Source organism: Jiella avicenniae (assembly GCF_021390325.1).
Classification (GTDB): domain Bacteria; phylum Pseudomonadota; class Alphaproteobacteria; order Rhizobiales; family Rhizobiaceae; genus Jiella; species Jiella avicenniae.
In genome coordinates, this window is sequence record NZ_JAJUWU010000029.1 from 20,210 (window position 1) to 47,206 (window position 26,997).

General features: G+C 67.9%; 18 protein-coding genes. 9 read left to right on the forward strand and 9 right to left on the reverse strand.

The window, feature by feature from the left end; genetic code table 11:
* Positions 1-142: 142 nt before the first annotated feature.
* Complete coding sequence (locus LZD57_RS22615) at positions 143-400, reverse strand: hypothetical protein (RefSeq protein WP_233721855.1); 258 nt, start codon at positions 398-400, stop codon at positions 143-145.
* Positions 401-914: 514 nt separating this feature from the next.
* On the opposite strand from LZD57_RS22615, the gene LZD57_RS22620 reads away from it, so the two are divergent.
* On the forward strand, positions 915-1,934 hold the full coding sequence (locus tag LZD57_RS22620) for an SOUL family heme-binding protein (RefSeq protein ID WP_233721856.1): 1,020 nt from the start codon (positions 915-917) through the stop codon (positions 1,932-1,934).
* Positions 1,935-2,025: 91 nt separating this feature from the next.
* Here the strand turns inward: LZD57_RS22620 and LZD57_RS22625 are convergent, their stop codons facing one another.
* The gene (locus tag LZD57_RS22625; protein ID WP_233721857.1) at positions 2,026-2,709 is read right to left on the reverse strand and encodes a queuosine precursor transporter; all 684 of its coding nucleotides are present in this window, start codon (positions 2,707-2,709) and stop codon (positions 2,026-2,028) included.
* 170 nt (positions 2,710-2,879) lie between these two features.
* Complete coding sequence (gene rpmB, locus LZD57_RS22630; RefSeq protein ID WP_233721858.1) at positions 2,880-3,191, reverse strand: 50S ribosomal protein L28; 312 nt, start codon at positions 3,189-3,191, stop codon at positions 2,880-2,882.
* Positions 3,192-3,476: 285 nt separating this feature from the next.
* Here rpmB and LZD57_RS22635 point away from each other — a divergent pair, with 285 nt between their 5' ends.
* Both LZD57_RS22635 and LZD57_RS22640 read left to right on the forward strand, forming a co-directional pair.
* Positions 3,477-4,268, forward strand: a complete 792-nt coding sequence (locus LZD57_RS22635; protein WP_233721859.1) for a DUF3108 domain-containing protein — start codon at positions 3,477-3,479, stop codon at positions 4,266-4,268.
* A 130-nt stretch (positions 4,269-4,398) separates the two neighbouring features.
* Positions 4,399-5,340, forward strand: a complete 942-nt coding sequence (locus tag LZD57_RS22640; RefSeq protein ID WP_233721860.1) for a cyclase family protein — start codon at positions 4,399-4,401, stop codon at positions 5,338-5,340.
* A gap of 99 nt (positions 5,341-5,439) precedes the next feature.
* On the opposite strand, the gene LZD57_RS22645 is transcribed toward LZD57_RS22640, so the two are convergent.
* Positions 5,440-8,640 (reverse strand): hypothetical protein, encoded by a 3,201-nt coding sequence (locus tag LZD57_RS22645; protein WP_233721861.1) that lies wholly within the window; start codon positions 8,638-8,640, stop codon positions 5,440-5,442.
* Between the two features lie 240 nt (positions 8,641-8,880).
* On the opposite strand from LZD57_RS22645, the gene LZD57_RS22650 reads away from it, so the two are divergent.
* The 3 genes from LZD57_RS22650 (at position 8,881) to LZD57_RS22660 (ending at position 11,729) form a co-directional block, all read left to right on the forward strand.
* Entirely contained in the window at positions 8,881-9,357 is a 477-nt protein-coding gene (locus LZD57_RS22650) for a peroxiredoxin (protein WP_233721862.1), read from the forward strand.
* A 5-nt stretch (positions 9,358-9,362) separates the two neighbouring features.
* A complete protein-coding gene (locus LZD57_RS22655) occupies positions 9,363-10,208 on the forward strand; it encodes a ferritin-like domain-containing protein (RefSeq protein ID WP_233721875.1) in 846 nt (281 codons plus the stop codon).
* A gap of 108 nt (positions 10,209-10,316) precedes the next feature.
* Entirely contained in the window at positions 10,317-11,729 is a 1,413-nt protein-coding gene (locus tag LZD57_RS22660) for a M23 family metallopeptidase (RefSeq protein ID WP_233721863.1), read from the forward strand.
* 106 nt (positions 11,730-11,835) lie between these two features.
* Here LZD57_RS22660 and prfB read toward each other — a convergent pair.
* The 3 genes from prfB to LZD57_RS22675 form a co-directional block, all read right to left on the reverse strand.
* Positions 11,836-12,964, reverse strand: a protein-coding gene (gene prfB / locus LZD57_RS22665) for a peptide chain release factor 2 (protein ID WP_233721864.1) whose coding sequence is annotated in 2 segments (ribosomal slippage) — positions 11,836-12,894 and positions 12,896-12,964 — 1,128 coding nt in all. Because the reading frame shifts where the segments join, the coding sequence is not laid out codon by codon here.
* Positions 12,965-13,095: 131 nt separating this feature from the next.
* Positions 13,096-15,549, reverse strand: coding sequence for a penicillin-binding protein 1A (locus tag LZD57_RS22670; RefSeq protein WP_233721865.1), 2,454 nt, complete (start codon positions 15,547-15,549; stop codon positions 13,096-13,098).
* Between the two features lie 326 nt (positions 15,550-15,875).
* Positions 15,876-17,096, reverse strand: coding sequence for an N-acetylmuramoyl-L-alanine amidase (locus LZD57_RS22675; RefSeq protein ID WP_233721866.1), 1,221 nt, complete (start codon positions 17,094-17,096; stop codon positions 15,876-15,878).
* Between the two features lie 865 nt (positions 17,097-17,961).
* On the opposite strand from LZD57_RS22675, the gene LZD57_RS22680 reads away from it, so the two are divergent.
* The gene (locus tag LZD57_RS22680) at positions 17,962-20,979 is read left to right on the forward strand and encodes an Rne/Rng family ribonuclease (RefSeq protein ID WP_233721867.1); all 3,018 of its coding nucleotides are present in this window, start codon (positions 17,962-17,964) and stop codon (positions 20,977-20,979) included.
* Positions 20,980-21,233: 254 nt separating this feature from the next.
* Positions 21,234-22,385 (forward strand): glycosyltransferase, encoded by a 1,152-nt coding sequence (locus tag LZD57_RS22685; RefSeq protein WP_233721868.1) that lies wholly within the window; start codon positions 21,234-21,236, stop codon positions 22,383-22,385.
* Here the strand turns inward: LZD57_RS22685 and LZD57_RS22690 are convergent.
* Both LZD57_RS22690 and LZD57_RS24200 read right to left on the reverse strand, forming a co-directional pair.
* Positions 22,291-23,685 carry a PIG-L family deacetylase gene (locus tag LZD57_RS22690; RefSeq protein WP_233721869.1) on the reverse strand — a complete coding sequence of 465 codons (1,395 nt, stop codon included), beginning with the start codon at positions 23,683-23,685 and terminating at the stop codon, positions 22,291-22,293. The genes LZD57_RS22685 and LZD57_RS22690 overlap by 95 nt on opposite strands.
* Entirely contained in the window at positions 23,685-24,728 is a 1,044-nt protein-coding gene (locus tag LZD57_RS24200; protein ID WP_233721870.1) for an acyl-CoA dehydrogenase family protein, read from the reverse strand. The genes LZD57_RS22690 and LZD57_RS24200 overlap by 1 nt, the downstream gene beginning before the upstream one ends.
* Before the next feature lie 344 nt (positions 24,729-25,072).
* Between LZD57_RS24200 and LZD57_RS22700 the strand changes: the two genes are divergently transcribed.
* Positions 25,073-26,560, forward strand: coding sequence for a 6-hydroxynicotinate reductase (locus tag LZD57_RS22700; protein WP_233721871.1), 1,488 nt, complete (start codon positions 25,073-25,075; stop codon positions 26,558-26,560).
* The last annotated feature ends 437 nt before the right edge of the window (positions 26,561-26,997 follow it).

The following is a 26,997-nucleotide window of genomic DNA, read 5'->3' on the forward strand; positions in this document are numbered from 1 at the left end:
TGCCCGGCACCATGTTAGCCGAATTCGTCCGCTCGGCAATCGCATGAAAACGCCGGCTGCCTTGCCCCCAATGCGAAGAACCGGCGGGCCGCATCTCGCGGACCCGCCGGCTCTCCGGCATCACGGCAGGGCGCGCCGAGGATCAGCGGCAGACCTTCTTCATCGTCACGATGCGCTTGTGGTGACGATATTTCACGACCTTCTTCGTCACGCAGTGGTCGTGGTGACGGACCCGGTGAAGAACCACTGGAGCACGGTGCTTCACGACGACGTCGTGATGGCCATGGCCATGGCCATGGCCGTTGCCGATGACGACCTTGACGTCGCGCGCCTCGGCCGAAGCGCCGGCGGCGAGGGTGGTTGCGAGAGCGACTGCGGCGGCGATGACGAGATTACGCATTTGCCAAACCTTCTTGGTACTGCGTCTGAGGATCAGACGATAATCAAGACTTACGGCCTCCCGGCTGAACGATGGCTGAACGCCGGCACCGGATTTGATTCAGCCGACGTCACCCGCCCGTTTCCCGGACCGCCGGCCCATCCCGACAAAGGCCCCGAAAGCTTGCACGGGTCGCGGCGACGGACAAAAAAAAGGCGGCCACGGGCCGCCTTGAAGTTTGGCTGGAGTATCAGGTCGAAAACCCGATATGCCCACAACGCTACGGCCCGAACATGGTTGCAGTTGGGCAACGCGCATATGGAAAAATTCGTGCGCGGGCCATATGTCGGTCACGACCGGGTGACGGGTCCGTTCTCGCCCTCTCGCCGCAAACATCGATCTGCCGCCTGCCGTCGCGGCGCAACCAATGCAGCGGGCTCACGTTATCCGGTCGAATTCGGCGGGCGAAGGCCCGGCCGCTCCCCCGCCCCATACGATCGCCTTCGACGCATCGGCAACGCCAGGAGTTTCGCAAATGTTTCGCGACCGACCCAGCACCTACGACAACCTCGCCAACGCACTCGGCGCGATCAGCGAGCGGATCGGGGAACTGGAAAGCCAGGTGGCCGAACGGCTCGATCCGACGCCCTCTGCCGGCGAGCGTGCTCGGCGGGCGATCGGGCGGATCGTGCCGGGCATCGCGCCGGAGCCGACCGGCCTGACGCGGTACCTTCCCCACCTGTCGGACTACTGGCCGGACGACGCCGGCCGGCGCGCGCGCCGTCAGGTCCGGGCTCTGCAGGATGCCGGCGGCGACCTCGCCCACGGGGCCGAGGATTATTTCGACAGCGCCCGGCGCCATCTTTCCGGCTGGTCGGCGCCCGCCCTCGCCTCGCTGCGCAGCCGCCTGCCCGCCCGCTACCAGCCCGAGCCCGACCGCCGCAATCGCGAGCTGACGGCCCTTCTGATCGCCGGCGGCGCCATCGCGGCGGTCGGTGCGGCCTACTACATCACCAAGAAGGTCAACGAGCACAGCGAGGAGCCGGATTACGACGTCGTTCGCGCCGACGGACCGGTCGAAATCCGCGACTACGAGGCGATGATCGTCGCCGAGACGGTGAAGAGCGGCTATCACGAAAAGGCCCGGCGCATGGGCTTCATGACTCTGGCCGACTACATCTTCGCCAAGAACCGGCCCGGCAAGAAGATCAAGATGACCACCCCCGTCCTGCAGCAGCTCGCCGAAGGCGAAGGCCGCTCGAAGGGCTGGGCGGTTCGCTTCGTCATGCCGAAGAAGTTCACCCTCGCCAGCCTGCCCGAGCCCGGCTCCAGCGACGTCGCGCTGAAGGACGTCTCGGCACGGCGGGTCGCGGCCATCCGGTTCTCCGGCAACTTCACCGCGACGCTCGCCTCCAAACATCTGATGACGCTGTACAATTATCTGGCGGACAACAATCTGAAACAGAAGGGCGATCCGGAATACGCCTTCTACAATCCGCCCTGGACCCCCGGCTTCCTGAAGCGCAACGAGATCCTCATCGAGATCGAGCGCTGAGCCGTTGGATCCCCAGGATGAAGAGAAAGGCCGGCGATCGTCTCGCCGGCCTTTCTCGTTTGTGGACGGGCGCCGCGGCCGGACACGCGCCTCAGGCCGGCTGCGGTCGGTAGGGCATGAAGCGCTGCATGATCACCCGGTAGGGAATCAGCGCGAAGACGGCGATGGCGAGCTTGACCGTGAAATCCCCGATCGCCCATGAGACCCAGCGCGGCGCCTCGAGGGAAAACACCCCGAGCAGCGGGGCGCTCTCCAGCGCGAAGCCGTCATTGGCGCCGAGGAAGACGAAGAGCGGCGCGAAGGCGAGGGAAAAGAACGTCACCGTATCGAGCACCGAGCCGCTCAGCGAAGACGCGGCCGGCGCCCGCCACCAGCTGTCCTGTCGCAGCCGGTTGAACACCGCGACGTCGAGGAGCTGGGCCATCAGGAAGGCGCAGCCGGAGGCGACGGCAATGCGAAACAGCCGGTCGGCCGTCGTCGAGAAGCCGAGCAGCCCGAGATCGTAGAGGACCGGCGGCACCACCAGCGAGCAGACGACCGCTGCCGCAAAGCCCGCATAGACCACCCGCCGGGCGACCCGCGGGCCATAGCGGCGATTGGTGAGGTCGGTGACCAGGAAGGCGAAGGGATAGGTGAAGGCCCCGAAGGTCAGGAGGTCGGCGAGCTGCAGCCCGCCGATTTCAGCGAAGACCGGATACTGAACCGCGACGTTCGAGGCGAGGACGATCGCGGCCATGGCGGCGATCGGAAGAGCATAGATTCTGGCAGAAGCCATTTTTTTATCCTGGGTGATGGAACCAGCGATCATATGACGGCGCGATCTCGGCGCGCCGCCGCGGCGAAATTCTCTCCTTCAGGCGCGAAAATGCCGCTCGTTCGATCCCGTTCGAGCGGCATTCGGCTGAAGAGACCTTGACCCGCCCGGACGGGCGGCTCGTTCGACGCTCAGGCCGCGGTGGCGGCCGTCTCGCTCGTCTCGGCGACCTTCTTGGCGATCTGGCGCTTCAGAAGCCGGGCGCGCTGGGACAGATCGTCCTCGCTGGCCTTGATGAGGAAGGCATCGAGGCCGCCGCGATGCTCCACCGTGCGCAGGGCATGGGCCGAGACGCGCAGGCGGAAACGCTGGCCGAGCGCATCGGAGATCAGCGTGACGTTGCACAGATTCGGCAGGAACCGGCGACGCGTCTTGTTGTTCGCGTGGGAGACGTTGTTGCCGGTCAGGACGGCCTTGCCGGTCAGTTCGCAGGCGCGTGACATCGGTTCACCTTTCAGTCTATCGAAAACCCTTGAGCCGCGCGCCGCCGTTCAAATCCGGCGCGATCATCGCTTCAGGGCATGATCGGGAAAATCTGGCGCTTCATAGTCGCGATCGAAAGAGGCGTCAAGGTTTCCGCGCGATTGCGACGTCGAAGCGAAGAACACGGGACTGTGGCTTTCGTCGGTCTCGCCAACTTCGTAGTGAGACCGGTAAGATCCGGCAACGACCTCCTGCCGTGAACGTTTCGGCAGACGAGGCGACCATTGAAGATGCGACCCAATCCCATGCAGTTCAGACGAATCGCGATCAGCCTGGCCGTTCTTTGCGGCGTCGTCCTCACCCCCGCGACGGCCCCCGCCGCGGCCGACCGGGTCGTCACGACCGAATACGGCATGGCGCTGATCGGCCTCATCATCGGCAAGGCGACCTTCGACACCAAGATCGACGGCAACAGCTTCTCGGTGAAGGGCCGGATGTCCTCGGCCGGCCTCGGCCAGTTGGTCTCCAAGACCGGCGGCACCAGCCAGGTGTCGGGTCGCGTCACCTCCCGCGGCTTCGCCCCCGAGCGCTACGGCCTCGACTACACCTCGGACGGCAAGCGCTGGTCGAGCGACGTCAGCTTCCGCTCCGGCCGGGTCACCGGCTCGAACGTCAGCCCGAAGCGATCGGCGGACGAGAAGCCGTCCTACGTGCCGGTGCAGCGCTCGCAGCTCGCCTCGGTGGTGGATCCGCTGAGCGGCATGATGGTCCGCACCAGCGATCCCGCCAGCGTCTGCCGCCGCACCCTGCCGCTTTACGACGGCTGGTCGCGGCTCGACCTGAAGCTCTCGCCCAAGGCGCGGCGGACGGTCTCCCTCAGCGGCTACGACGGCGATGCGGTGGTCTGCAACGTCCGCATCGATCCCGTCAGCGGCTACGACAAGAAGTCCAAGGGTCTGCGCTTTCTGAAGAACCAGACGATCGAACTCTGGTTCGCACCGATCGCCCGGCCGGACGTCTTCGTTCCCGTCTATGTCCGCATCCCGACGACGATCGGCCCCCTCACCCTGCAGGCGACGTCCGTCTCGGTGAAGTGATCGGCCGAGCGGGTTGAAACCGGTGTCGCCGCGGCGCGTGGTTGCTGCACTTGGCCGCCCTCTGGCCAGACGACTGACGCATGAATAAGCTTGCCTCCTCTTTGACCGTTGGAGGGAGTCGGACATGCGGATGGGGACGAAACGCGCTGCCGCGGCGGTAACGTCGCTGGGCCTGGCGTTGTGGCTGGCGGGGCCTGCACTCGCGCAGGATCAAGGCGGCAAGGGTCTCTGGTCGGTCTATGACAAGGCGTTGAAGGGCGCCAAATATGTCGACCTCACCCATACGATCACGCCGAAGATCCCCGTCTGGGCCGGTTTCTCCGATCCGACCTTCGCGCCTGCCAAGGCCGGCAAGGACATCGAGGGCTACGCCGCCAAGGGCAACACCTACACATACGAAAAGCACGGCTTCGAAGCGACGGACTATCGCCTTCCGACCGACCAGCTCGGCACCCAGCTCGATCCGCCGGCCCATTGGGCGCCGGAATATCCGGCGATCGACGAGCTTCCGGCGACCTATACGCTGCGCCCGCTGGTCGTCGTCTCCATCGTCGAGCAGCTGAAGGACGATCCGAACTACGCGCTGAAGGTCGCCGACCTCGAGGCGTGGGAGAAGGAGCACGGCCGGATCCCGGAAGGCTCGGTCGTCTTCGTGCGCTCCGACTGGTCGAAGGCGTGGCCGGACCCGAAGCTCGCGACCCTGACGAAGTTTCCCCAGGTCGGCCTCGACGCGCTGAAGTTCCTGCACGAGCAACGCCACATCCTGTTCCACGGCCACGAGCCGCTCGACACCGATTCGACCCCCGATCTCGAAGGCGAATACTGGCTGATGCACAATGGCTACGCCCAGGCCGAGGGTGTCGCGAATCTCGACCAGGTGCCGCCGACCGGTTGCCTCGTCTCCATCGGCTATCCGAAATTCGGCGGCGGTCTCGGCGGCTATGCCCGCTACGTCGCCGTCTGCCCGGCCGACTGGCAATATGGCGTGACGATCGGGGAGAACGACGCACCGCTGCCGAAGTCCGATACGAAGCTGCACTTCGACGAAGCCGCCGGCATGCGGGTGCGCTGAGGAGACACCTGGATCTCCGCGGCCCGGAGTCTCGTCGCCGGCGCCTTCCGTCGGACGCGGGGACGACGCGGTGCCGATCCTCCGCCTCGCCGGATACCCTCAGTATTCGAAGATCCGCCGGAAGATGCCCGGCGCGATCAGCGAGATCGGATTGACGGTGAGGGTCGGGTCGGACAGCAGTCCGTCGAGGCGGTAGGTGATGCCGATGAGACCGCCCTCGCCGCCATTGCCCAACACGCCGCCGACGAAGGGCAGCGCGCCGAACAGCCGGTTGACGCCGTAGGCCGGCATGAACGAGCCGGCCATGGCGACCCGGCCGGACGGATCGATCAGCGTGCCGGCGAAGCTCGATCCGAACACCGGCCCGCGAATGATCCCGTCGTCGAGAATCAACCGGCCGCCCCGCCACAGCATCGTGGCATAGGCCGTGTCGAAATAGGCGTTGGCGACCGGCAGATCCTTGCCGAGCCGGGCGGCCAGACTGTCGGAGCGTTGCTGCGCCGTTCCGACGAGGCGCCGCAACCGCTCCTCGTCGACCAGGATGAAATCGCTCAGGACCACCTGCCCCGCATAGGCGCCCTCCCGGGTGCCGAGCTTGGCCCGCAGGCGCCCACCCTTCATCTTGCCGTAGAAACCGGAAAAGCGCAGCAGCGCGCCGGTGTCTCCCGCTTCCAGCCGAAGCGCCGGCGCGTCCTTGGCCGCCGGCTCGAAGACCATCGAGACCGGGGCGCCGTCGATGCTGGCCGCCAGAGACGCCCCACGGACGCGGCCGCCGCTCGCCTCGTAGCGGATCGCCGCATCCTCGAGGGTCTCGCCGTTGAAGCCGACGACCCTGTCCGCGGAAAGCTCGATGCGCAGCCGGTCCGTATCGGCGGATTTTTCCTCGCCGCTCTCGCCGAGCCCGGTTTCCAGCGTCGCCAGCATCGGCCGCGCATCGATGCCGTTCGCGGCGATGCTGACGCCGAGGCCGCCCTCGATCCGGGTCACGCGGGCGGAAATCGAATCGCTGCGGTTGAGCGCCAGGGAGTTCAGGACCATCGACTTCAGACCCGCTTCGTCGAGTTCGGCCGATCCCGTCGCCGAGAACCCCTCGCCGTCGAGCACCGCGTCGTCGATCTGGTAGACGGGACCGTCCTGCTTCGCCGAGAAGGTCAGAACCCCCGCGACGCCGGCGCTTTTCGACCAGCCGATGGCCGGCAGCTTCATCGACGCGTCGGTCAGATCGACCCGCGCCGCGAAGCCGCTGCCCTGCCGGGTCAGTCCGACGGTGACGGGACCCTTCACGACGCGCGCGAGCGCCGGCGACAGTGCGGCGATCTCGCCATCGTCGAGGCGCGCGGAAATCTTCAGCGAGCTTTCGCCCACCGGATCGGGGCCGATCGGCTGCGAGAAGCTGACGTCGGCGGCGATGCCGTCGATGCGGCCGGTGAAATCGCCCATGGCGCTCGCTTCGGCGATCATCGCCGTGCCGGTGAGATCGGACAGCCGCCGTCCCTCGATCGGCTTCATGACGTCGACGCCCTTCAATTCGGCGACGACGGTCCATTTCAGGCCGCTCACCTCCGATCCCGTCTCCGGCTCATCGCCGAGATGGAAGGCCGTTCCGACGCCGACGCGGGCCTTGCCCGCGAAGTCCTCGGGTTGCCAGTCCTTGGCGGCGTTGGCGATGATCGGTTCGTGCCCGGCCAGCCGCACGAGGTCGGCCGCGGCACCCTCGATGTTGAGGGACAAGGCGCCGTCGACGCCGCCCCCGGCATGCTGGATGTCCAGCGACGAGGGCAGGACCGAAAGCTCAGGCATTCCGACGACGGTGCCGGTCTCCAGGCCGATCGTCGCGTGGTCGCCGCGATGGCGCACCCCGCCGGACACGTCGGCGAGCGGCGGCATGTCCTTGAGGGTGGTGAACGCACCGCCCTCGAAGGCGAGCCGCAGCTGGAACTCGTCGTCCCGCATCGGCGTGTTGGGCTGGATGACGGCGAGAAACCGTTCGATCGTCAGGTCGAGCCCGACCTCGGCTTCGGTGATCACGCCGTCCTTCAGATGCTCCATTGCCCAGCCACGAGGCCCCTCGGCGATGAAGAACGGCCAGAAGGCGGTGAGATCGGCGGCAACGAGCTTGTTTCCTCGAAGCTTCGTCTCCAGCCGGTCCTGCGGATCGAACCCGCCGATTTCGGCGGTGGCCTCCAGCCAGCCGGTGCCGGCGTCGAGCCGGGCCGCGTCGATGCTCAACCTGCCGCTCTCGATGTCGATGGTGCCGCGGGACGTCAGACGTGCCGTTCGCTCCGGGGATGGCCCGGGCTCGGCGACGGCGCTCCGGATGCGCGAGACCAGCCGCGTCGAATCGAGGCGGAACGGAACCTTGCCGTCGGTCCCCGCGGCAAGATCGGCGACGCCCGCGAAGGCTGCCCGGAGGTCCGATCCATCGGAAAAATCCGCTGCGATCTCCGCCTCTTCGCGGCCTTCGTTGAAGTCGATTCCCAGCGTGCCGTCGATTCGCTCGCCGGCCCCGCGCGAGATCGCCGTCGCCGCGGCCAGTTTCAGGTGGCGGGCGCCTTTCTCGCCACCGAGCGCCAGCGAGACCGCCAGCGACGGACGCGCCGACGGACCGATGGTGACGGGGAGGTCGATCGAATCGGTCGTGAGGTCGAGGTGCTGCAGCCCGTCGCCGGTGTCGGAAGGCCGCGCCGACCCGGTGACCGCGATGTTCGTTCCGTCGAGTGCGAGGGCCCCATCGAGGCGCAGATCGCCGCCGTTGCCCTTGTCGATCCGCAGCCGCGCGATTCGCGGCTCGGACGGGCTGCTGCCCGCGATCGTGAGATCGCTGACGGTGATCGCTTCGATCGGAATGCCGGCGACTTCGGCGCCGGCGCGGTCGAGCGCGGCAAAGATCGCCTCCGTCGTCACCGGGCCGAGATCCGCGCTGCCCGAAAGAATCGCCGGGTCGACGGCGACGCCCGTGGCGGTGATCGCCTCCGCTGCGAGGTCGTCGGTGAGGAGATCGAACAGGCTGAAGTCGACGGAAAGATCGGCGACGGTGGCGAGCGTCGTCCCGGAGGCACGATCTGTCAGGACGACGTCGGCATAGCGCAGGCCGATCTTGCCGGTAGCCGCGAAGCCGACGCTGCGGCCGCCGATCGAAACCGCGACGCCGTCGGGCAACATCATAGCCGCCAGGCGCTCGCTCTGGTCGAGGAGCAGGCGGTTGCCGAAGGACGTGGCGACGACGAGGGCGACTGCGCCGACGACGAAGACGAGGACGGCGGCGAAGACGCCGCAGGAAATTCCGGCGGCGCGCCTCATGCCGGCTCCCGGCAGAGGACGGCAAACTCCACGTCCGTCGCGCGCCCGTCCGGACGCATCCCGTCCCTCACCGTCGACCGGGTCCCCGCCCGCATCGCCCCGCCCGCATCTCAACAGCTTCCTACCCCACTCCAGCAAGACGGCATGGCCAGGACCCCTCCCGTACGCTATCGGTCGCAACCGATCCGCCATGCCCCTCGAGGTGCTCCTTCAATCTTCTCGCGTCGAAAGGATGACACGATGACCATTTTCGTCGGCGACAAATGCCCGGACTTCAACTTGCCGGACGACCGTGGCGAGATGGTCTCGCTCGCAGGCGTCCTCGGAAAGCCGTTCGTGCTGTATTTCTATCCCAAGGACGATACCTCGGGATGCACGCGCGAGGCTGTCGATTTCAGCAAGCTGGCCAAGGATTTCGAAGCGGCCGGCGTGGCGGTCTTCGGCGTGTCGCCGGATCCGGTGAAGAAGCACGGCAAGTTCCGCGACAAGCACGAACTGACGGTCCGGCTGTTGTCCGACGAGGAGAAGGCGCTGCTGTCGGCCTTCGGCGTCTGGGTCGAAAAGTCGATGTATGGGCGCAAATACATGGGCGTCGAACGGACGACGGCGCTGATCGGCGCAAGCGGCGAAGTGACGCGGCTCTGGCCGAAGGTGAAGGTGCCCGGCCATGCCGAAGAGGTGCTCGAGGCGGCCCGCCAACTTTCCGAGACGGCGTGAGCGAAGTGACCGCGCCAGCAGAGACCGCACCCTCGCCTGGGCAGCCGGCGACGCTGCGCGAGGCCGCGATCGACGCCCTGGCGGCGGGCGATCTCGACGAAAAGGTTCGGCTGACGAATCTCGCCTGCCGCCTGTGGTTTGCCCGGCGGCTCGGCCTTCATTCGGCGACCGACCCGGCTCATCCGGGTCGTCCCGGCCGCCCGGAGGAGCCCGAACTCGTCTCGCCGCGGTTCCTCCCGCGCCGCTCGGCCCATACCGAAGAAGGGCGGATCGTCCTCATCCACGCCCTCGCCCACATCGAACTCAACGCCATCGATCTCGCCCTCGACATCGTCGCGCGCTTTGCCCGCGAGGCGATGCCGCGCAGCTTCTTCGACGGCTGGATGACGGTGGCGCTGGAAGAGGCCAAGCATTTCGGCCTCCTCTCCCGGCGGCTGCAACAGCTCGGCTCGCGCTACGGCGCCCTGCCCGCCCATGACGGCCTCTGGCAGGCCGTCGAGGCGACGGCGCACGATCTGTCCGCCCGGCTCGCCGTCGTGCCGCTGATTCTCGAAGCGCGCGGCCTCGACGTCACGCCGTCGATGATCGACAAGCTCACCGCCGTCGGCGACCTCGACACGGCGAAGATCCTGGAGATCATCTATCGCGACGAGAAGAAGCACGTCGCCATCGGCGCCAAGTGGTTCCGCTTTCTCTGCGCCCGCCAGAACGTCAATGCCGCCGAGCGCTTCGGCCTCCTGGTGCGGGAGAGTTTCCGCGGCGAGGTGAAGGCCCCGTTCAACGACCGCGCGAGGGCCGAAGCGGGGCTGACGCCGACCTTCTATCGCTCGCTGTCGCCCCGCTCGCGCTGAGCTCTGACTGATTTCATCGGGTGGTTGCCAACGAAACGTTAACCTTAAGGATTTCTAATCGCCCTCGACGAGAGAGCCCCTTCGGGCCGCCCAGAAGCGATCGGGTCGATGCAGGCGAGCAAGCTGACGAGCACCTTCGGTAGACGCAAAGAGCCCCACACGGTGATCATCGCGCGGGGCGAGCACGTCCGGCATTTCACCGTCTGCCGCACGCGCCTGCTGCTCGGCTCGGCGCTCGCCGCCGCCATCGTCACGGCTGCCTTCGCCGCGCCCTTCGGCTACGTCGCCGCGGCCCCGGAGGACGCCGGCGCGCCCGAACGGCAATGGCAGGTCCGCCACGAATACGAGGAGCGGATCGCCACGCTCAGGGCCGAACTCGACCGCGCCACCAGCCGGCAGTTCCTCGCCCAGAAGATGGTGGAGAGCAAGGTCGACGTCCTCCTGGAGCAGCAGGAGGAACTCACCGCCCGCTACGAGCGGCTTCGCCCGCTGTTCGACCGGGCGAAGTCGACCGGCCTGCTCGCGGCAGCCGTGCCGATCCCGACGCCCAAACCCGAGGAGGATGCGTCGGATCACCTCGAATCCGAGGCAGCCTCGGACTCCTTGTCCCTCGCCGAGAGCGACGGCACCGGCGACGCCGAGGGCCCCGTCGAGGCCCCCGTCGAGGCCATGCCGGACGCCCCCGCCGCCAATGCCTTCGCGCCGCAGGAAAATCCCGCTCCGGTCGACTGGCTCGCCCGCCTCAGGGCCGAAGCCGAGCCGGTCCCGGCGGCATCGACCGTCGCCAAGTCGGCGCGCCTCGTTCGCAAGCCGGCAGAGGTCATTTCCGACGACAGCCTGCGACGCATCGGCGAGGCGATCAGCGTCGCCGAACTCGGCCAGATCCGTCACCTCGAGGCCCTGGCCTCGACCGCCCGCGGCCGGGCGGTGCGCATATCCTCGGCGCTGGCGGCGGCGGGAATCCGGGTGCCCGGCGACGACGACGAGGAGCGCGCGCAGGGCGGTCCCTACGAGCCGGTGCCCGCGGTCGACGCCTTCGACCAGTCGGTCGCCGAACTCGACGAGGCGCTCGACGCATTGCAGCGCGTCGCCGCCGTCACGAAGAGCCTGCCGCTCGAACGGCCGATGCCGGCGCGGCTGATCTCCTCCACCTTCGGCGTCCGGGCCGATCCGTTCCTCGGCCGCAGCGCCTTTCATTCCGGCATCGACTTCGCCGAGCCGCAGGGCAGCGCCGTCCGCGCGACGGCGCCCGGCAAGGTGATCAAGGCCGGCTCCTACGGCGGCTACGGCAACATGGTCGAGATCGACCATGGCGACGGCATCACCACGCGCTACGGCCACATGTCGAAGATCGCCGTGAAGGTCGGCGCGACCATCGCCCGTGGCGAAACCATCGGTTCCGTCGGCTCGACCGGCCGCAGCACCGGCCCGCATCTCCATTACGAGGTGCGCCGCAACGACAAGGCCGTCGACCCGGCGAAGTTCTTCCGCCTCGGCGACCGCATCCGCGAATTCGGCTGAGCGCCGTCGCGATACCGCACATCCCAAAGGCGACGGGCCGGCACCGCGTGATGCGATGCCGGCCCGTCGCTTTCCATAGGTATCGGGCCGTCGGTCCGGCTGCGCCCTACTCGACGTCCTCGACGTCGACCTTGCCGCCGTGAACCCGCTGGGCGAGCGCCGCTTCCATGAAGGCGTCGATGTCGCCGTCCAGCACGTCCTGCGGGCTGGTGCTTTCGACGCCGGTGCGCAGGTCCTTCACCATCTGATACGGCTGCAGCACGTAGGAGCGGATCTGGTGGCCCCAGCCGATGTCGCTCTTCGACGCGGCCTCGGCATTCGCCGCGGCTTCGCGTTTTTCGAGCTCGGCCTCGTAGAGCCGCGCCTTCAGCATGTTCCAGGCGGTGGCTCGGTTCTTGTGCTGCGAGCGCTCCTGCTGGCAGGCGACGACGATGCCGGTCGGAACGTGGGTGATGCGCACCGCCGAATCGGTGGTGTTGACGTGCTGACCGCCGGCGCCGGACGCCCGATAGGTGTCGATCCGGCAGTCGGACTCGTTCACCTGGATGTCGATCGTGTCGTCGACCACCGGATAAACCCAGACCGAGGCGAAGGAGGTATGCCGCCGCGCCTGGCTGTCATAGGGCGAGATCCGCACCAGGCGATGCACGCCGGATTCGGTCTTCGCCCAGCCATAGGCGTTGTGGCCCTTGATCAACAGCGTTGCCGACTTGATGCCCGCCTCTTCGCCGGCATGCTCTTCGAGCACCTCGACCTTGAAACGCGCCCGTTCGGCCCAGCGCATGTACATGCGCTCGAGCATCTCGGCCCAGTCCTGGCTCTCGGTGCCGCCGGCGCCGGAATGGACTTCCAGATAGGTGTCGTTCGAATCGGCTTCGCCCGAGAGCAGCGTCTCGACCTGGCGCTTGTCGACCTCGGCCTTCACCTCGCGAAGCGCCTTCTCGGCCTCCGTGACAATCTCCTGGTCGCCCTCCTCTTCGCCCATGGCGATGAGGTCGATCGAATCGGCGAGGGTCTGTTCCAGGCGGCGGATCGCCGTGATGGAGGATTCCAGCTCCTGACGCTCGCGCATCAGCTTCTGGCCTTCCATCGGGTCGTTCCAGATCGACGGATCTTCCGCCTTCTGATTCAGCTGGTCGAAGCGTTTGAGGGAACGATCCCAGTCAAAGATGCCTCCTCAGCAGGCTTATGGCCTGCTTGATTTCGTCGACCAGGGTCTCGATCTCGGCACGCATGCCGCATTCTCCTTGCGATGTTCGTGGGTGCCGCGTCGAATGGGACGGCGCGACGCCCGCTCTGGATGAGCCGGGTCTTACCGGCGCACCCGGCGGGGCGTCAACATGCGGTGCGGCGGAAGAGCGGCCGATCAGAACAGGCCGCCCGCCCCTTGCGAGATCGCCTGTTCGGCCTGCTGCGAGACCTGACCCGTCGGCGTGCCGAAACCGTCGCCGGCAATCTCGTCGTCGCCGATGATCTGGTAGCTGTCGGCCGGGCCGGTGCCGGGCTTGAAGGCCTCCATGATGACGTCGGAACCGGAGCCCGAGGCCCGCATGCCGGTCTTGCGGTTGACCGCGATCAGTTCCATCCCCTCGGGGACCTTGAAGTCCACCGGCTTCTTGCCCTTCAGCGCTTCCTTCATGAAGTCGATGAAGACCGGCGCGGCCATGCCGCCGCCGGTGGCGCCGTGGCCCATCGGCGTCGGATTGTCGTAGCCGAGATAGACGCCGCAGACGAGGTCGGGGGTGAAGCCGACGAACCAGACGTCCTTCTCGTCGTTGGTGGTACCGGTCTTGCCGGCGATCGGCACGCCGAGCGCCTTGACGCGCGTTGCCGTGCCGCGCTGGACGACGCCCTCCATCATCGAGGTGATCTGGTAGGCGGTCATCGGGTCGAGCACCTGGTCGCGCTCGTCGACGAGCTGCGGCTCGCCCTGGCCGTCGTATTCGCGGCTGTTGCAGTCGGCGCAGAAGCGCTGGTCGTGCTTGTAGATCGTGCGGCCGTAGCGGTCCTGCACACGGTCGATCAGCGACGGCTCGATCGAGCGGCCGCCATTGGCGATCACCGAATAGGCCGTGACCATCCGCAGCACCGTCGTCTCGCCCGCGCCGAGCGCCATCGGCAGATAGGGCTTCAGATGGTCGTAGATGCCGAAGCGCTCGGCATATTGCGCGACGAGATCCATGCCCATGTCCTTGGCGAGGCGCACGGTCATCAGGTTGCGGCTTTTCTCGATGCCGAGCCGCAGGGTCGAGGGACCGGCATAGCCGCCGCCGTAGTTCGACGGCGTCCAGTAGCCGCCATTTCCGTCGGGCAGCGAGATCGGCCCGTCCATGATCACCGAGGCCGGCGTGTAGCCGTTGTCGAGCGCGGCGGAGTAGACGAAGGGTTTGAACGAGGAACCCGGCTGGCGATAGGCCTGGCTCGCGCGGTTGAACTCGGACTGGGCGTAGGAGAAGCCGCCGACCATGGCGCGCACCCGGCCGGTCTCCGGCTCCATCACGACCATCGCGCCCTGCACCTTCGGCGGCTGGCGCAGCCGGTAGCCGTCGCCTTCGCCCTTCTTCTGGACGTAGACGACGTCGCCGCGCGACAGGACGTCGTCGGCCGCGCGCACCGAACCCTTCCTGTCCTTGGTGTTGAGCCGCAGCGCCCATTTCATGTCGGCCAGCGCGACCGTGCCGATGTCGCGCTCGCTGGAGAGCGAGCCGGAGACCGTGCGGGATGGCTGCAGACCGACGCTGACCTGGTCGGCCCCCGCCTCCAGAACCACGGCGAGCCGCCATTCAGGAACGTCGGACAGGGCGTCCAGCTTGCCGAGTTCGGCGCCCCAGTCGCTGCCGATGTCGAGGGTCTTGACCGGGCCGCGATAGCCGCGCTGCTGGTCGTATTCGATGAGGCCGTTCTGCAGCGCCGAGCGCGCTTCCTTCTGCAGGGTCGGATCGAGCGTCGTGCGCACCGACAGGCCGCCTTCGTAGAGCGACTTCGAACCGTAGCGCTGGACGATCTCGCGTCGCACGTCCTCGGTGAAATATTCCGACGAGGCGAGATAGGTGCCGGAGGGTCGCGGATTGACCTCGATCGGCGTCTCCTTGGCGGTCTCCGCCTGATCGTCGGTGATGACGCCGTTGGCCGCCATCTGCGTGATCACCCAGTTGCGGCGATCGATCGCCCGGTCGTAGTCGCGGAACGGGTTGTAGTTTTCCGGGGCCTTCGGCAGCGCCGCGAGATAGGCCGCCTCGGCGACGGAAAGCTCGGTCACCGACTTGTCGAAATAGGCGAGCGCCGCGGCGGCGATGCCGTAGGAGCCCATGCCGAGATAGATCTCGTTCAGATAGAGTTCGAGGATCTTTTCCTTCGAATAGGCCTGCTCGATCCTGAGCGACAGGATCGCTTCCTTGATCTTGCGGTCGAGGGTCCGCTCGTTGGTCAGGAGGAAGTTCTTCGCCACCTGCTGGGTGATCGTCGAGGCGCCCTGCATCCGGCCGCCCTTGGCCAGCACCATGACGGCGCGGCCGACGCCCTCGATGTCGATGCCGGGATGGGTGTAGAAGTTCTTGTCCTCGGCCGACAGGAAGGCGTTCTTGACCATGTCGGGAATCGCCTGGATCGGCAGGAAGAGCCGCCGCTGGGTGGCGTATTCCGCCATCAGCTGGCCGTCCGACGCATGAAAGCGCGTCGTGACCGGCGGCTCGTACTTCGCCAGCACCTGATAGTCCGGCAGCCCCTCGGACATCCGCTCGACATACCAGGCGACCGCGCCGGCGACGAGAATGAAAAGGACGGCGCCAATGCCGAAGAAATAGCCGATCAGCCTGATCATCGAAACTCCGTCCGGACGGTTCCCAACTGGTTGCCGTCCGGGTGTCTGCGAACGTCCGCGTCCGGCCGTCCTGCCCCCGTCGGAACGGCCCTGGCCGTCCCCGCCCCCGATCGATGCCGTGGAACTGTGTCAGCCATGACCGCAAATTGCGGCACTGCCATGGATGAAGGCGATTATCCGGGTTTTCGCGTCCGAAACTTGCGGAATTGCCACAGACGGCCGGTCCGCTGTCAAGCTCCGCGCAGGCCCCGCGGCACGCGGGGACGCAGCTTCGTTGCGGCATCCACCGAAAAAACCCGCATAACGCCTCGTGAGGCCTGAAGAATTCAGTTCTTCGCCTCGGCGGCCTTCAGGGCGTCGGCCTTGCCGCCGCGAAAGAACTGGATGACCGATTCGGCGATGGCCCGGCAGATCTTGGCCCGCCATTCGCCGTTCTTCAGAAGCTTCTCGTCGTCCGAATTGGACAGAAATCCCATCTCGATCAGCACCGAGGGGACGTCCGGCGACTTCAGCACCCGAAACCCGGCCGAGCGCTTGGGGCGGTTGATGAGGTCGATCTCGTGCCTCGACAGGTCGGTCACCAGCGCCGCGGCGAAATGCTCCGAAAAGCTCACGGTCTCCCGCCGGGTCAGATCGAGGAGGATGTCGAAGACCTCCGGCGAACCCTGCTGGAAACCCTCCGGCGCGTAGCGGTCGGCGGCATTCTCGTTGGCGGCGATCTGCCGGGCCAGATCGTCCGATGCGTCCTCGGAGAGAGTGTAGACGGTGGCGCCGCGCAGGGACTGGTAGTGGATGGAATCGGCGTGGATCGAAAGGAACAGGTCGGCGTCCTTCCGCCGCGCGATCTCCGCCCGGTCGTCGAGCGGGATGAAGGTATCGTCGTCGCGGGTGAGCTCGGCATCGACGCCGGGATAGCCGTTGAGGACGTCCCGCAGCATCCGGGCGTTTTCCAGATTGATGGTCTTCTCCATCGTCCCCGAGGGCGACACCGCTCCCTTGTCCTCGCCGCCGTGGCCGGGATCGATGACGATCGTCAGGCGCCGTTCCGCGGCCGCCTCGTGGGGGGCCTTCTTCGCGGCGTGATCGGGCTTCGCCGCCGCGGCGGCCGATCCAGACGGCCCCGGCGCACCTTGCCCGCCGCCCGGCCGGATCGTCAGTTCGACGACGTCGCCACCGCCCTCGCCCCGCTCCGACAGCATGCCGACGGCCGGCGCCTTCAGGCGGAAGATCACCCGGTAGCGATCGGCGGTGACGAGGCCGTGGCGAACCGTCGAGACCAGCGGATTGTCGGGCAAATCGTCGAACGGCACGGCCGGGACGGCATTCTCGAAATCGATGGCGATGCGGTCCGGATTCTTCAGGGCGAAGCTGCGCACCTTGGCCTTGCCGGTCAGGGTGAAGCGCACCGCCAGGCCCTCCTCGCTGGCCGCCGGCTCGATCCGGGTGATCACCCGCTCGCCCGCCGCCCGGGCCGGAACGGCGCTCGATACCAGGGGCAGCGACAGGAGAAGTGCGAAGACGAGAGCCGAGAGGCGGCCGGTGGCCATGCCAACATCCCCCTTGATTCATTCGTTGCGCGCCCTTGCGGCGCGATGCCGGGCCGGAGCGGCGCCCTCCCGCAGGCCGGGGCCATAGCACATCGTCGCGCGATCGGAGACGGGGCGACGAACGCGGCGCGAAGATTTGAACGCGGCCCCGAGGGGCGGCGCTCAGTCTCCGTCTCGCCGCCGGCGGTCGCCGGAGACGCCATGGACGACGGCACCGTGCCCGCGCGATGCCGGACGGCCTCCGGCGTTCGACGGCCTCCGCAGGCAAGTCGACGACGTCGCCCGCCAGACCTAGGCCGCGAGGCTTGTCCGGGGCTCGCCCGGCGGACGCCGGACGAGCCTTGCGACGCCTTCCGAACAGGCAGTGCCCTTGTCATGATCAATAACCCGTCATAAAAGCAGGATCGAGGTTCTAGGTGGCAGGGAATCGCTCCTCGCCGGCAAGGGTTTCGGGTGCAGTCGCGGGCGACGTCCGTGGTGGCGTCCTGCGATGCCCGGCGGGCGATGCCGCGTCCCACCATCCCCTCGTGTCGAGAATTTCCGTCGATGCCGCAGCGTGAACTGCGATCGACACGCTTCGTCCTTCAAGATGCGCACGTCCGCTCGGCGGCAGCGCGGTTGAGGCGTTCCATCGGCCGCCAGACGGCGGTCACCTGTTGTTATAAGGTCGTGTTGTTGCCGCCCCTGTCCGATTCGCTTTGTATGCCATTGCCCTGCGCCCGCTTCGAGGCGGCCGGTCATCAGCGTGCGATCGATGCGTCGCGGCGCCAACGCACGGCCCATTCGGGCTCGCGCCCTTTCCAAGACCGCCAGGCGTTGAGATGCCGGATGCGTGTCCCTTGCGCGAGCGCCGGGGAGTCATCTGATGGCAAACAAAATGTTGATCGACGCGTCCCACCAGGAAGAGACGCGCGTCGTCGTCGTCCGCGGTAGCCGCATCGAAGAGTTCGATTTCGAATCGGAACACAAGAAGCAGCTCAAGGGAAACATCTATCTCGCCAAGGTCACGCGGGTCGAACCGTCGCTGCAGGCCGCCTTCGTCGAATATGGCGGCAACCGCCACGGTTTCCTGGCCTTCTCCGAGATCCATCCCGACTACTACCAGATCCCCAAGGCCGACCGCGAAGCCCTGATCGCCGAGGAACTGGCACGCGGCGGCGACGACGATGACGACGCCGAGGAAATCAAGCCGAAGTCCCGCTCGCGCAACGGCGGCCGCTCCCGCAGCAAGGCGGCAAGCCGGACCGACGGCGATGCGATCGCCGAGACCGTCGAGGGAGCCGAAGCCGGCGACGTGCAGGCCGCAGCCGAACGTCCCGACACCGACGAGACCGTTTCCGCTGACGATCGGCCCGACGCAGCGGTCGAGGCCCGGCGCGGCGACGGCGATTCGACGGACGGCGAGACCACCGAGTCCGACGGCGACGACGCCGGCCGGGCAGAAGGCGATTCCGACGAGAGCGAGGACGATGGCGGCCGCAACCGCAGGGGCCGGCGCAGCCGCAGGCCGCGGGGCCGCGGCCGCAACGCCGATGCCGACAATGGCGACGAGGATTCCGAAGAGGCCGAGGAGATCGACGATCTCGGCTCCGAGGACGCCATGGAGGAAGTCCCGGTCCGCCAGGTGCGCGCCCGCAAGCAGTACAAGATCCAGGAAGTCATCAAGCGCCGGCAGATCCTGCTCGTCCAGGTCGTCAAGGAAGAGCGCGGCAACAAGGGCGCGGCGCTGACCACCTATCTGTCGCTCGCCGGCCGCTACTCGGTGCTGATGCCGAACACCGCGCGCGGCGGCGGCATCTCCCGCAAGATCACCAATGCCGCCGACCGCAAGCGGCTGAAGGACGTCGTGCGCGAGCTCGACGTGCCGCGCGGCATGGGCATCATCCTGCGCACGGCCGGCGCCAACCGCACCAAGGCCGAGGTCAAGCGCGACTACGAATATCTGATGCGCCTGTGGGAGACGGTGCGCACCGTCACCCTCTCCTCGATCGCCCCCGCCCTCGTCTACGAGGAAGGCAGCCTGATCAAGCGCTCGATCCGCGACCTCTACAACAAGGACATCGACCAGATCCTCGTCGCCGGCGAAGGTGGCTACCGCGAAGCCAAGGACTTCATGCGGATGCTGATGCCGAGCCAGGCGAAGGTGGTCCAGCCCTACCGCGATCCAACGCCGATCTTCGCCCGTCAGGGGATCGAGACCCAGCTCGACAAGATGCTGCAGCCGCATGTGACGCTGAAGTCCGGCGGCTACATCATCATCAACCAGACCGAGGCGCTGGTCGCCATCGACGTCAATTCCGGTCGCTCGACGCGCGAGCACTCGATCGAGGACACCGCCTACCAGACCAATCTGGAGGCGGCAGAGGAGGTCGCGAGGCAGCTCAGGCTGCGCGACCTCGCCGGGCTCATCGTCATCGACTTCATCGACATGGAGGAAAAGCGCAACAACCGCGCCGTCGAGAAGAAGATCAAGGACTGCCTGAAGAACGACCGTGCGCGGATCCAGGTCGGCAAGATCTCGCATTTCGGCCTGTTGGAGATGAGCCGCCAGCGCATCCGCGCCAGCGTCCTCGAATCCACCATGCAGCCCTGCCCGATCTGCGGCGGCGCCGGGCACATCCGCTCGGCCTCCTCGCTGGCGCTGCACGTCCTGCGCTCGATCGAGGAGCATCTGCAGAAGCACGCCACCCACGATCTCGTGGTCAAGGTCCCGACGGCGACGGCGCTCTACGTCCTCAACGAGAAGCGCAAGCGGATCGAGGAGCTCGAACAGCACTACGGTCTGAGGATCACCATCGAGGCGGACGAGGCCGCCGGCCACCAGGCCGTGGCGATCGAGCACGGCGCGCCCGCCGCGCAGCCGATCATCCGCCAGGAGGTGGTCAATCCGGAATCGGTTTCGGCCGAGGACGAGATCGAGGTGGCCGAAGAGGAAGAGAGCGTCGCCGAGACGATCGAGACGAAGGCCCCCGACGAGCAGAAGGACGAAGGCGACGGCAAGCGTCGCCGTCGTCGGCGCCGGCGGCGGCGCGGCGACCGGCAGGAAGGCCGGGACAATCAGAGCGATGCCTCGTCCGAGGCCGGCTCCGATGACGACGACGCCCAGGACGGCGAGGAGGACGACCTCGCCGACGGTCGCAGCGACGACGAAGGCGGCGCACGGGCCGGATCCGAGACGGGTGGCGACTCCGACGACGACGATCGCGGCTCGCGCCGTCGCCGGCGCGGCCGGCGGGGCGGACGCCGCCATCGCGATGGAAGCGACGAGGCCGGCACCGACAACCTGGAAGCCGTGCCCGAGGACCGGCCCGTCGAGGCGGTCGCCGCGACTTCGGTCGAGGCTGGGGCGGCGGACGTGTCGAACGGCGGCGTCTCGCCGATCGGCGAAGCCGGCACCGAAGTGTCCGACGCGGGCGCTTCCTTGGCGGTGACGGAAACCGTCGTCGCCGAGACCGAAAGCCTCTCGCGCGAGACCACCGTTCAGGTGACCAGCACGACGATCGAGCCGTCCGGAACCGAGGCGTCCGACGATGCCGCCGTGGGCGACGTCGGTTCGCAGGGCGCCGGCGATCCCGAGCCGGTGAGCACCGCGATGCCCGCCACCGAGGTTTCGCAGTCGACGGACGACGCGGCCTCGGCCATGGATCCGGCGGCATCCGATGCGCTCGGCTCCATCGACGGTGCGGAGACATCGGCCATGATGCCGGCTGCCGAGCCGGCCTCGAGCGAGATCGAAGCGGTGGAGCAACCCGCTGCCAACGACGACACGCCCGAACCGGCGCCGAGCAAGGAGCCGGTGGTCACCTCCTCGCGCGAGGAGGAAAGCGGCGAGGAAGGAAAGCCGCGCCGCACCGGCTGGTGGGCCCGCCGCAGTTTTTTCTGAAAATCTTCGGGCTCGGCCAGTAGGCCGGGTCCGACTGCCGTTCGGCCTGCGCCGGAAGACGCCGCCGGGCAATCCTCCGCGCGCGTCTGGGAACCGGGCCGGTCCACTCGGCGAGACCGACGCCCGAACGGTCGGATCGGTCGGCACGAAACCGTATGTCGGCTAGCGTTTATTGGCCTTTCCCTGACGCAACGAAAGCAGTGGTCGCGCCCTTATCGGCGCGGGGCGCTGTCGTCCCCGTTGCGTGGGTGGCCATGAATTGCGGTTTCAGCGATCTCGTCTTCCGGCACGGTGCCGAGCTGACGTGCGTCGAGCGCTGGCCCGGCGTCGCCCTTTCGACGCGATGGGTCGCCTGCATTCCCGCCCGCGACGAAGCCGCCCGGATCGCGGCGGCGATCCGCTCCCTCGACGAGGAATTCGGCGCCGTCCTCCACATTCTGCTTTTGGTCAACGACACCTTCGACGACACCCTCGCCGTCGTCCAGTCGATCGCCGGCGAACTCACATGTGCCCTCACGGCGGTCTGCGTCGAATGGCGCGGTGAGCCGAGTTCTGCTCCGAAGGCGCGCACGCTCGCCTTCGACCTCGCCGATCTCGCTGCGCCGAACGCCTCGTGGATTTTCTCGACCGACGCCGACAGCGTCGTCCTGCCGGGACTGAGGCGCGCCTATGAGGATGCCTTCGGGCGCGGCTTCGACATGGTCTGCGGCCCGATCGACTTCATCGAGGCGGAGGTCGCGGCCGTCGATCCTCTCCACCCGCAGCGCGACGCCGCAATCGGCGAATATCGGCGCCTCGGCCGGGAAATCGCAGCGCTCTGGTTTCCCGATTCCGACAATCCCTGGCCGCACCATGGCGGCATCGGCGGGGCGAATTTCGCGGTGACGCGGTCGGCCTATCGGATCGCCGGGCCTTTCCCGCCCGTGCCCTTCGCCGAGGACTGGGCGCTCCGGCGCCGCTTCGAAGCCTTCGGCCTGCGGATCAGGCACGACGAGGACCCGCGCGTCGCAACCTCCTGCCGTTTGGACAGCCGGACGGAAGGCGGCCTTTCGGCGGAACTGCGTCGCAACCGCCTCGAAGCCGATCCCCTCGTCGACGAGGCGCTGGAAACGCCCGCCCGCCTGCACCGCCGGCTGCGATTGCGCCGCCTCGTCGAGGGCGAGCCCAACCGCCGGCGTGTGGCGGCCGTCCTCGTCGGGCGCGGCCTGCCGCGGGAGCGGGCGGATGAGCTTGCCGCTTTGCCGGCCCGCAAGATGGCCTGGTTCCGGGTCGAAGCCGAATTGCCCTGCCTGCGACGGACGCCGATGCGGTTCAGCGAGATGTGCCGTCACCTTCCGGCGCTGCGCCGGCTTCTGGCAAGAACCGCAGCAGCTCGGCCAGATAGCGTTCCCGAGCACGCCGGCTGATCGTCCGGACTTGCCGGCCGAAACAGGCGACGAACAGATCGTGCGCCTCGCGGCCGGACAGGGGCGTATCGGTGGGCCCGAGATAGCTGACGACCAGAATGTCGGCCCCGGGTGAGAGACGACCGGCCAGCCCGCCGGCGGTCGCGGCGATGTCCGTCGCGTCGAGGAAATACAGAACCTCCGAGACGATCGCGCAGTCGAACGGCCCTTCCGGCAGGTCGGCCGGCAAGGCGCCGGCGCAGAAGCGCAACCGCGCGTCTGCACCGTACCGGCGCTCGGCACGGGTGACGATGGACGGATCGCGGTCGAGCCCCGTCATCGCCGCCACCTTGCCGGCCGCCACCAGTTCGGCGGCGAGATGGCCCTCGCCGCACCCGATGTCGAGGCCGCGCCGATAGTGCGGCCGTTCGAGCTGGTCGCGGTTGTCCGCCCGCTTTTCCACCTCGTAGGCGGAACGCTGCGCTTCCCAGGGATCGCCCCCATCGGCATAGAGTGCGGCGAAATGCTCGGCTCCGGGCGGCACCCCCGGCCGCGTCGCCCAGACATGCACCTCTTCCGGCTCGCTTTGCGCCTCGAGGAAAAAGTCCGGCAGCGTGAAGCCGGTGGGATCGTCGGTGACCACCTCGCCGAGCTGCGAACGGTGGCAGGCGGTGGCGCGTGCCTTCGCCTCCGGGTCGGTGGCGACCCGGAACGGCAGAAGCCCGTCGCTGCGATAGGGCGCGTCGTCGTCGAGGCGCATCGACCAGATCGGATAGAACAAAAGCCGCAATCCGGGCCGCAGTCGCAGCACGGCTTCGGCAAGCTCGGCTGCGGCATGGTGGTCGATATGCGGATCGTCCGGATGCGGCGCCGAAAGGGTGCCGGCCCCGACCTCGTCGCAGAAGGCCGCGATCTTCTCCGCTGCCGCTGCGAAGCCGGCCGATCGCTTCGCAGCGCCGTCCGGCAGACCGAGCCGCAGCCACCGCGCCGTGCCGACCCCGAGGGCCGCCACCGCCCGTTCCTGTTCGGCGCGCCGGATCTCGGCAAGTGTCGCACCGGGCACCTTCCGCGAGTTCGGATGCGAGGCGTCGCCGTCGGTCACCGCGACGATGCCGACGGCCCGGCCGCTTCGGGCCGCTTCGAGAAGCAGCGCGGAGGCGCCGAAAGTCTCGTCGTCCGGATGCGGCGCGATGACGACCAGCCCGCCCTCGCCGAGGAGCCGCGCCGCATCCGCCCGCGGCGCCGCATCGCAGCGGGCGCGAAAGGCGCCCCAGCTTCCGGGCCGTTGCTCGGGTCGAAGTCCCGACGAGGTCTCGTCCATCACAGATAGGCCTCCGCCATCGCGCGGCATTTGTTCAGGAGCAGCGCGTCCGGATTGGCCTGCCGCAGATAGACCGACAGGTCGGCGGTCGCCCGATCCAGCGGATGGCCGCTGGCGAAGGATGGAAGACCCACCGATCGCCGGGCGAGTTCCATCACCGCCAGCGCGTCCCGCTCCACCTGCAGCCGCGTATAGGACGACGCCGCCACCGCCTGCGGGATCGTCTCGTCCGGCTTCGGCGCCTCGATCCGGCGGGCGGCGTCTTCCACCCAGAGCCGGGCGGTCCGCGCATGCATCACCGCCTGGCCGAGCCGCTCGGCCTGCAGCGGATGGTCGAGCCGGCCGCTGCCGTCGAGATGGCGGGCCATCATCCCGAGGATCGCCTCGACGGCGCCGAGATGCACCGCGGCGCAGCGCCAGATGCCGCCTTCGAAGAACGGCTCGATCCTGTAGTCGCCGGGCCGGCCGAGACGCGTCGCCGCGTCGGCGGCGATTCCTTCGAGCGAGAAGCTGCCGGAGGCCGATTCCTGCATGCCGCTCATCTGCCAGCCCGAGACGTCCTGCCGAAACGCCTCGTCGGCCGGAACGAGGAAGAGCTGCTGAACGCCGTCCGCCCCGGCGATCGGCACCAGCGCCAGCGAGACCGTCCCGAGCCCCGACGCATAGCGTTTCCCGCCGGCGAGCATCGCAGCCTCCGCGCCGTCCCCGACCGATGCGGGCGGTGCTCCGTCGGCGCCCCAGACGCCGAGTATGCGGTCCCCTTCGAGAGCGTCGTCGATCCGGGCCTTCTGGGCCTCGTCGCCATAGAGGCGAACGAGTTGGACCGCGTTGGCGTGTCCCTCCAGCAGCCGGCCGAGATTGAGGTTCCGGCCCCCGGCCTCGGCGAGACGGGCGAGCATCGTCTGCCAGCGATCGCCGAGCCGGCCCTCGCGGTCGTAGAGGCCGCCCACCGCGCGGAACAGCCCCGCCTGCCGGGCACCGGCGAAGGCGGTTTCGAAGGGCTGATAGTCGAGCCCTTCCTGTGGAGATTGCGACCCACTCACTGCGGTAGACCGCAGACCGCGGCCCTTGAGCGGCGCCTCGTCAGCGCGTCGGCGCGGCGCAAACACCTGGAAAGACAAGAGAGATCCGTCAGCGTCGTCGCTCCGGCTGCAGGGGCTCGCCCGATGGTCGGGGGCACATCGGCTCAATCTGAGCGCCGGCAGGACGAAGTCAAAACGCTTGCTTGAAGCCGGCTATCGTTCCGGCCGCCCGCCGGCTGCGGGACGACGGAGCCGCCGCACCGGCCTTCCCCCGCGAGTTCCACGGGCCGACACGGCGATTGACATCGACGCTGCCGGCATGATTGTTTGTATACGAACGAATGGTGGTCGAAGCGATGGTGGACATGTCCTCGCAACAAGCTGCCGGCCCCGTCGCGGACGACAAGATCCGCTGCGACGCCTGCCCGGTCATGTGTTACATCAAGCCCGGCATGACCGGCGCCTGCGATCGCTATGCCAATCGCGCCGGCGAGCTGGTGCGCGTCGATCCACACGTCCTGCTCGAACAGGCGATCTCCGGCGGCACCGACGTCGTCCCCTTCACCCGGCCGGCGGACTGGGACGGCACGATCGTCCAGACCCCGGAACGCTTCGTCACGGCGATCGGCGCCGGTACGACCTATCCTGACTACAAGCCCGCCCCCTTCATCGTCTCCTCCGAGATCGACGGCGTCGACATGGTGACCGTCGTCACCGAGGGCATCTTCAGCTATTGCGGCGTCAAGGTGAAGATCGACACCGACCGCTTCGTCGGGCCGGAGGCGAGCCCCGTCCGGGTGTCGGGCGAACAGATCGGCCACGTCACCACGGGCGAATACGGCTCGCAGATGCTGTCGCTCGGCGGTGTCCACCACCTCACGGGCGGCTCCAAGAAGGAAGGCCGCGTCACCTGCCAGGCGCTGCTCGACCTCTCCAACGGCCAGGCCGTCGAGATGACCGTCGACGGCGGCGCGACGCTCGTCGTCGAGGCCGGCAAGCCGCCGATCGTCAACGGCCAGACCGAGACCCGCATGCGCGTCGGCTGCGGCTCGGCCACCATCGGCATCTTCGCCAAGCAGTGGCTCGGCAAGGCCGACGAGGTGGTGGTGGTCGACGATCACATCACCGGCGTCCTTTCCGAGCACCAGGCCGGCAAGATGCTCGACATCCCGCCGACCGGCATCCGCCTCAAGGGCCGGCGCTCCACCCCCGGCCGCTACTTCCAGGTCGCCGAGCCCGGCACCGGCTGGGGCGGCACCAACATCTCCGACCCCCTGTCGATCCTCGGCGATTTCGATCCGAAACACGCCTTCCCCGGCCTGCGGCTTTTGATGGTTTCCACCACCGGCGAGCACGCCGCCTATTACGAACTCGACGAAGCGCTGCGCCCGGTCGAAATGGCGATGCCGGAGCCGCTGATCGAGCCGGTCGAGCGGATCGCCGAAAATTGCGAGCCGGCGCTGTGCACCGTGCTCTTCATCGGCGGCGCCGGCGGCTCGCTGCGCGCCGGCGTCACGGAAAATCCCGTCCGCCTGACGCGCTCGATCAAGGACGCGCTCACCAACGTCACCTGCGGCGGCGCGCCGGTCTATCTGTGGCCGGGCGGCGGCATCACCTTCATGGTCGACGTCACCCGCCTGCCCGAAAACGCCTTCGGCTACGTGCCGACCCCGGCCCTCGTCGCGCCGCTGGAATTCACCCTGAGGCTCTCCGACTACGCCGCCCTCGGCGGCCACATGGATCACGTCCGCCCCCTCGCCTCGCTCACCGGCGGCGACCGCCAGAGCATCCCCAACCGCCGCGACAACCCCTGGCCCTTCGCCCGCCGCATCGCCGGCGAACTGAGCCAGTGACGGGGGTGGTTGCGCTGATGGCTCCTCGTCTTGCGACGAAACTTGTGACGAGCGGGGCATCGCCCTGGATCAGGCCACGGAGGTGGCCGCTTCGGATCCATCCAACCCGGCGGGTTTCAGTCGGCTTGGCAATGTCACCGGGGATCTCGGAAGAAGGCCGCTGGCAGCGGCGCAAAGGGATGGTCGCAAGCCTGGACGCTTCGTCATCCCGGCCTTCGAGCCGGGATCCATGCCTCGGCATCAAAGTGCCTTTCCGCGGCAGAATGAGCCGATCGACCGGCGTCGACTGCAAGAACTGCAACGATTTGGAATGGCAACTGTGTTCATGCAAAGGCCTTTTTGTCCCTCTGCATGGCATTGAGGACGGTGAGAAGCTTTCTGGCGACGGCGATGATCGCGACCTTCTTGGATCCCGATCTTTCGGTGACGGCGTTGAA

Bases quoted from the DNA above. Each gene is read 5' to 3' on its own strand.
- LZD57_RS22615 (WP_233721855.1), bottom strand. From the start codon at position 400: ATGCGTAATCTCGTCATCGCCGCCGCAGTCGCTCTCGCAACCACCCTC.
- LZD57_RS22620 (WP_233721856.1), top strand. From the start codon at position 915: ATGTTTCGCGACCGACCCAGCACCTACGACAACCTCGCCAACGCACTC.
- LZD57_RS22625 (WP_233721857.1), bottom strand. From the start codon at position 2,709: ATGGCTTCTGCCAGAATCTATGCTCTTCCGATCGCCGCCATGGCCGCG.
- rpmB (WP_233721858.1), bottom strand. From the start codon at position 3,191: ATGTCACGCGCCTGCGAACTGACCGGCAAGGCCGTCCTGACCGGCAAC.
- LZD57_RS22635 (WP_233721859.1), top strand. From the start codon at position 3,477: ATGCAGTTCAGACGAATCGCGATCAGCCTGGCCGTTCTTTGCGGCGTC.
- LZD57_RS22640 (WP_233721860.1), top strand. From the start codon at position 4,399: ATGGGGACGAAACGCGCTGCCGCGGCGGTAACGTCGCTGGGCCTGGCG.
- LZD57_RS22645 (WP_233721861.1), bottom strand. From the start codon at position 8,640: ATGAGGCGCGCCGCCGGAATTTCCTGCGGCGTCTTCGCCGCCGTCCTC.
- LZD57_RS22650 (WP_233721862.1), top strand. From the start codon at position 8,881: ATGACCATTTTCGTCGGCGACAAATGCCCGGACTTCAACTTGCCGGAC.
- LZD57_RS22660 (WP_233721863.1), top strand. From the start codon at position 10,317: ATGCAGGCGAGCAAGCTGACGAGCACCTTCGGTAGACGCAAAGAGCCC.
- LZD57_RS22670 (WP_233721865.1), bottom strand. From the start codon at position 15,549: ATGATCAGGCTGATCGGCTATTTCTTCGGCATTGGCGCCGTCCTTTTC.
- LZD57_RS22675 (WP_233721866.1), bottom strand. From the start codon at position 17,096: ATGGCCACCGGCCGCCTCTCGGCTCTCGTCTTCGCACTTCTCCTGTCG.
- LZD57_RS22680 (WP_233721867.1), top strand. From the start codon at position 17,962: ATGGCAAACAAAATGTTGATCGACGCGTCCCACCAGGAAGAGACGCGC.
- LZD57_RS22685 (WP_233721868.1), top strand. From the start codon at position 21,234: ATGAATTGCGGTTTCAGCGATCTCGTCTTCCGGCACGGTGCCGAGCTG.
- LZD57_RS22690 (WP_233721869.1), bottom strand. From the start codon at position 23,685: ATGGACGAGACCTCGTCGGGACTTCGACCCGAGCAACGGCCCGGAAGC.
- LZD57_RS22700 (WP_233721871.1), top strand. From the start codon at position 25,073: ATGTCCTCGCAACAAGCTGCCGGCCCCGTCGCGGACGACAAGATCCGC.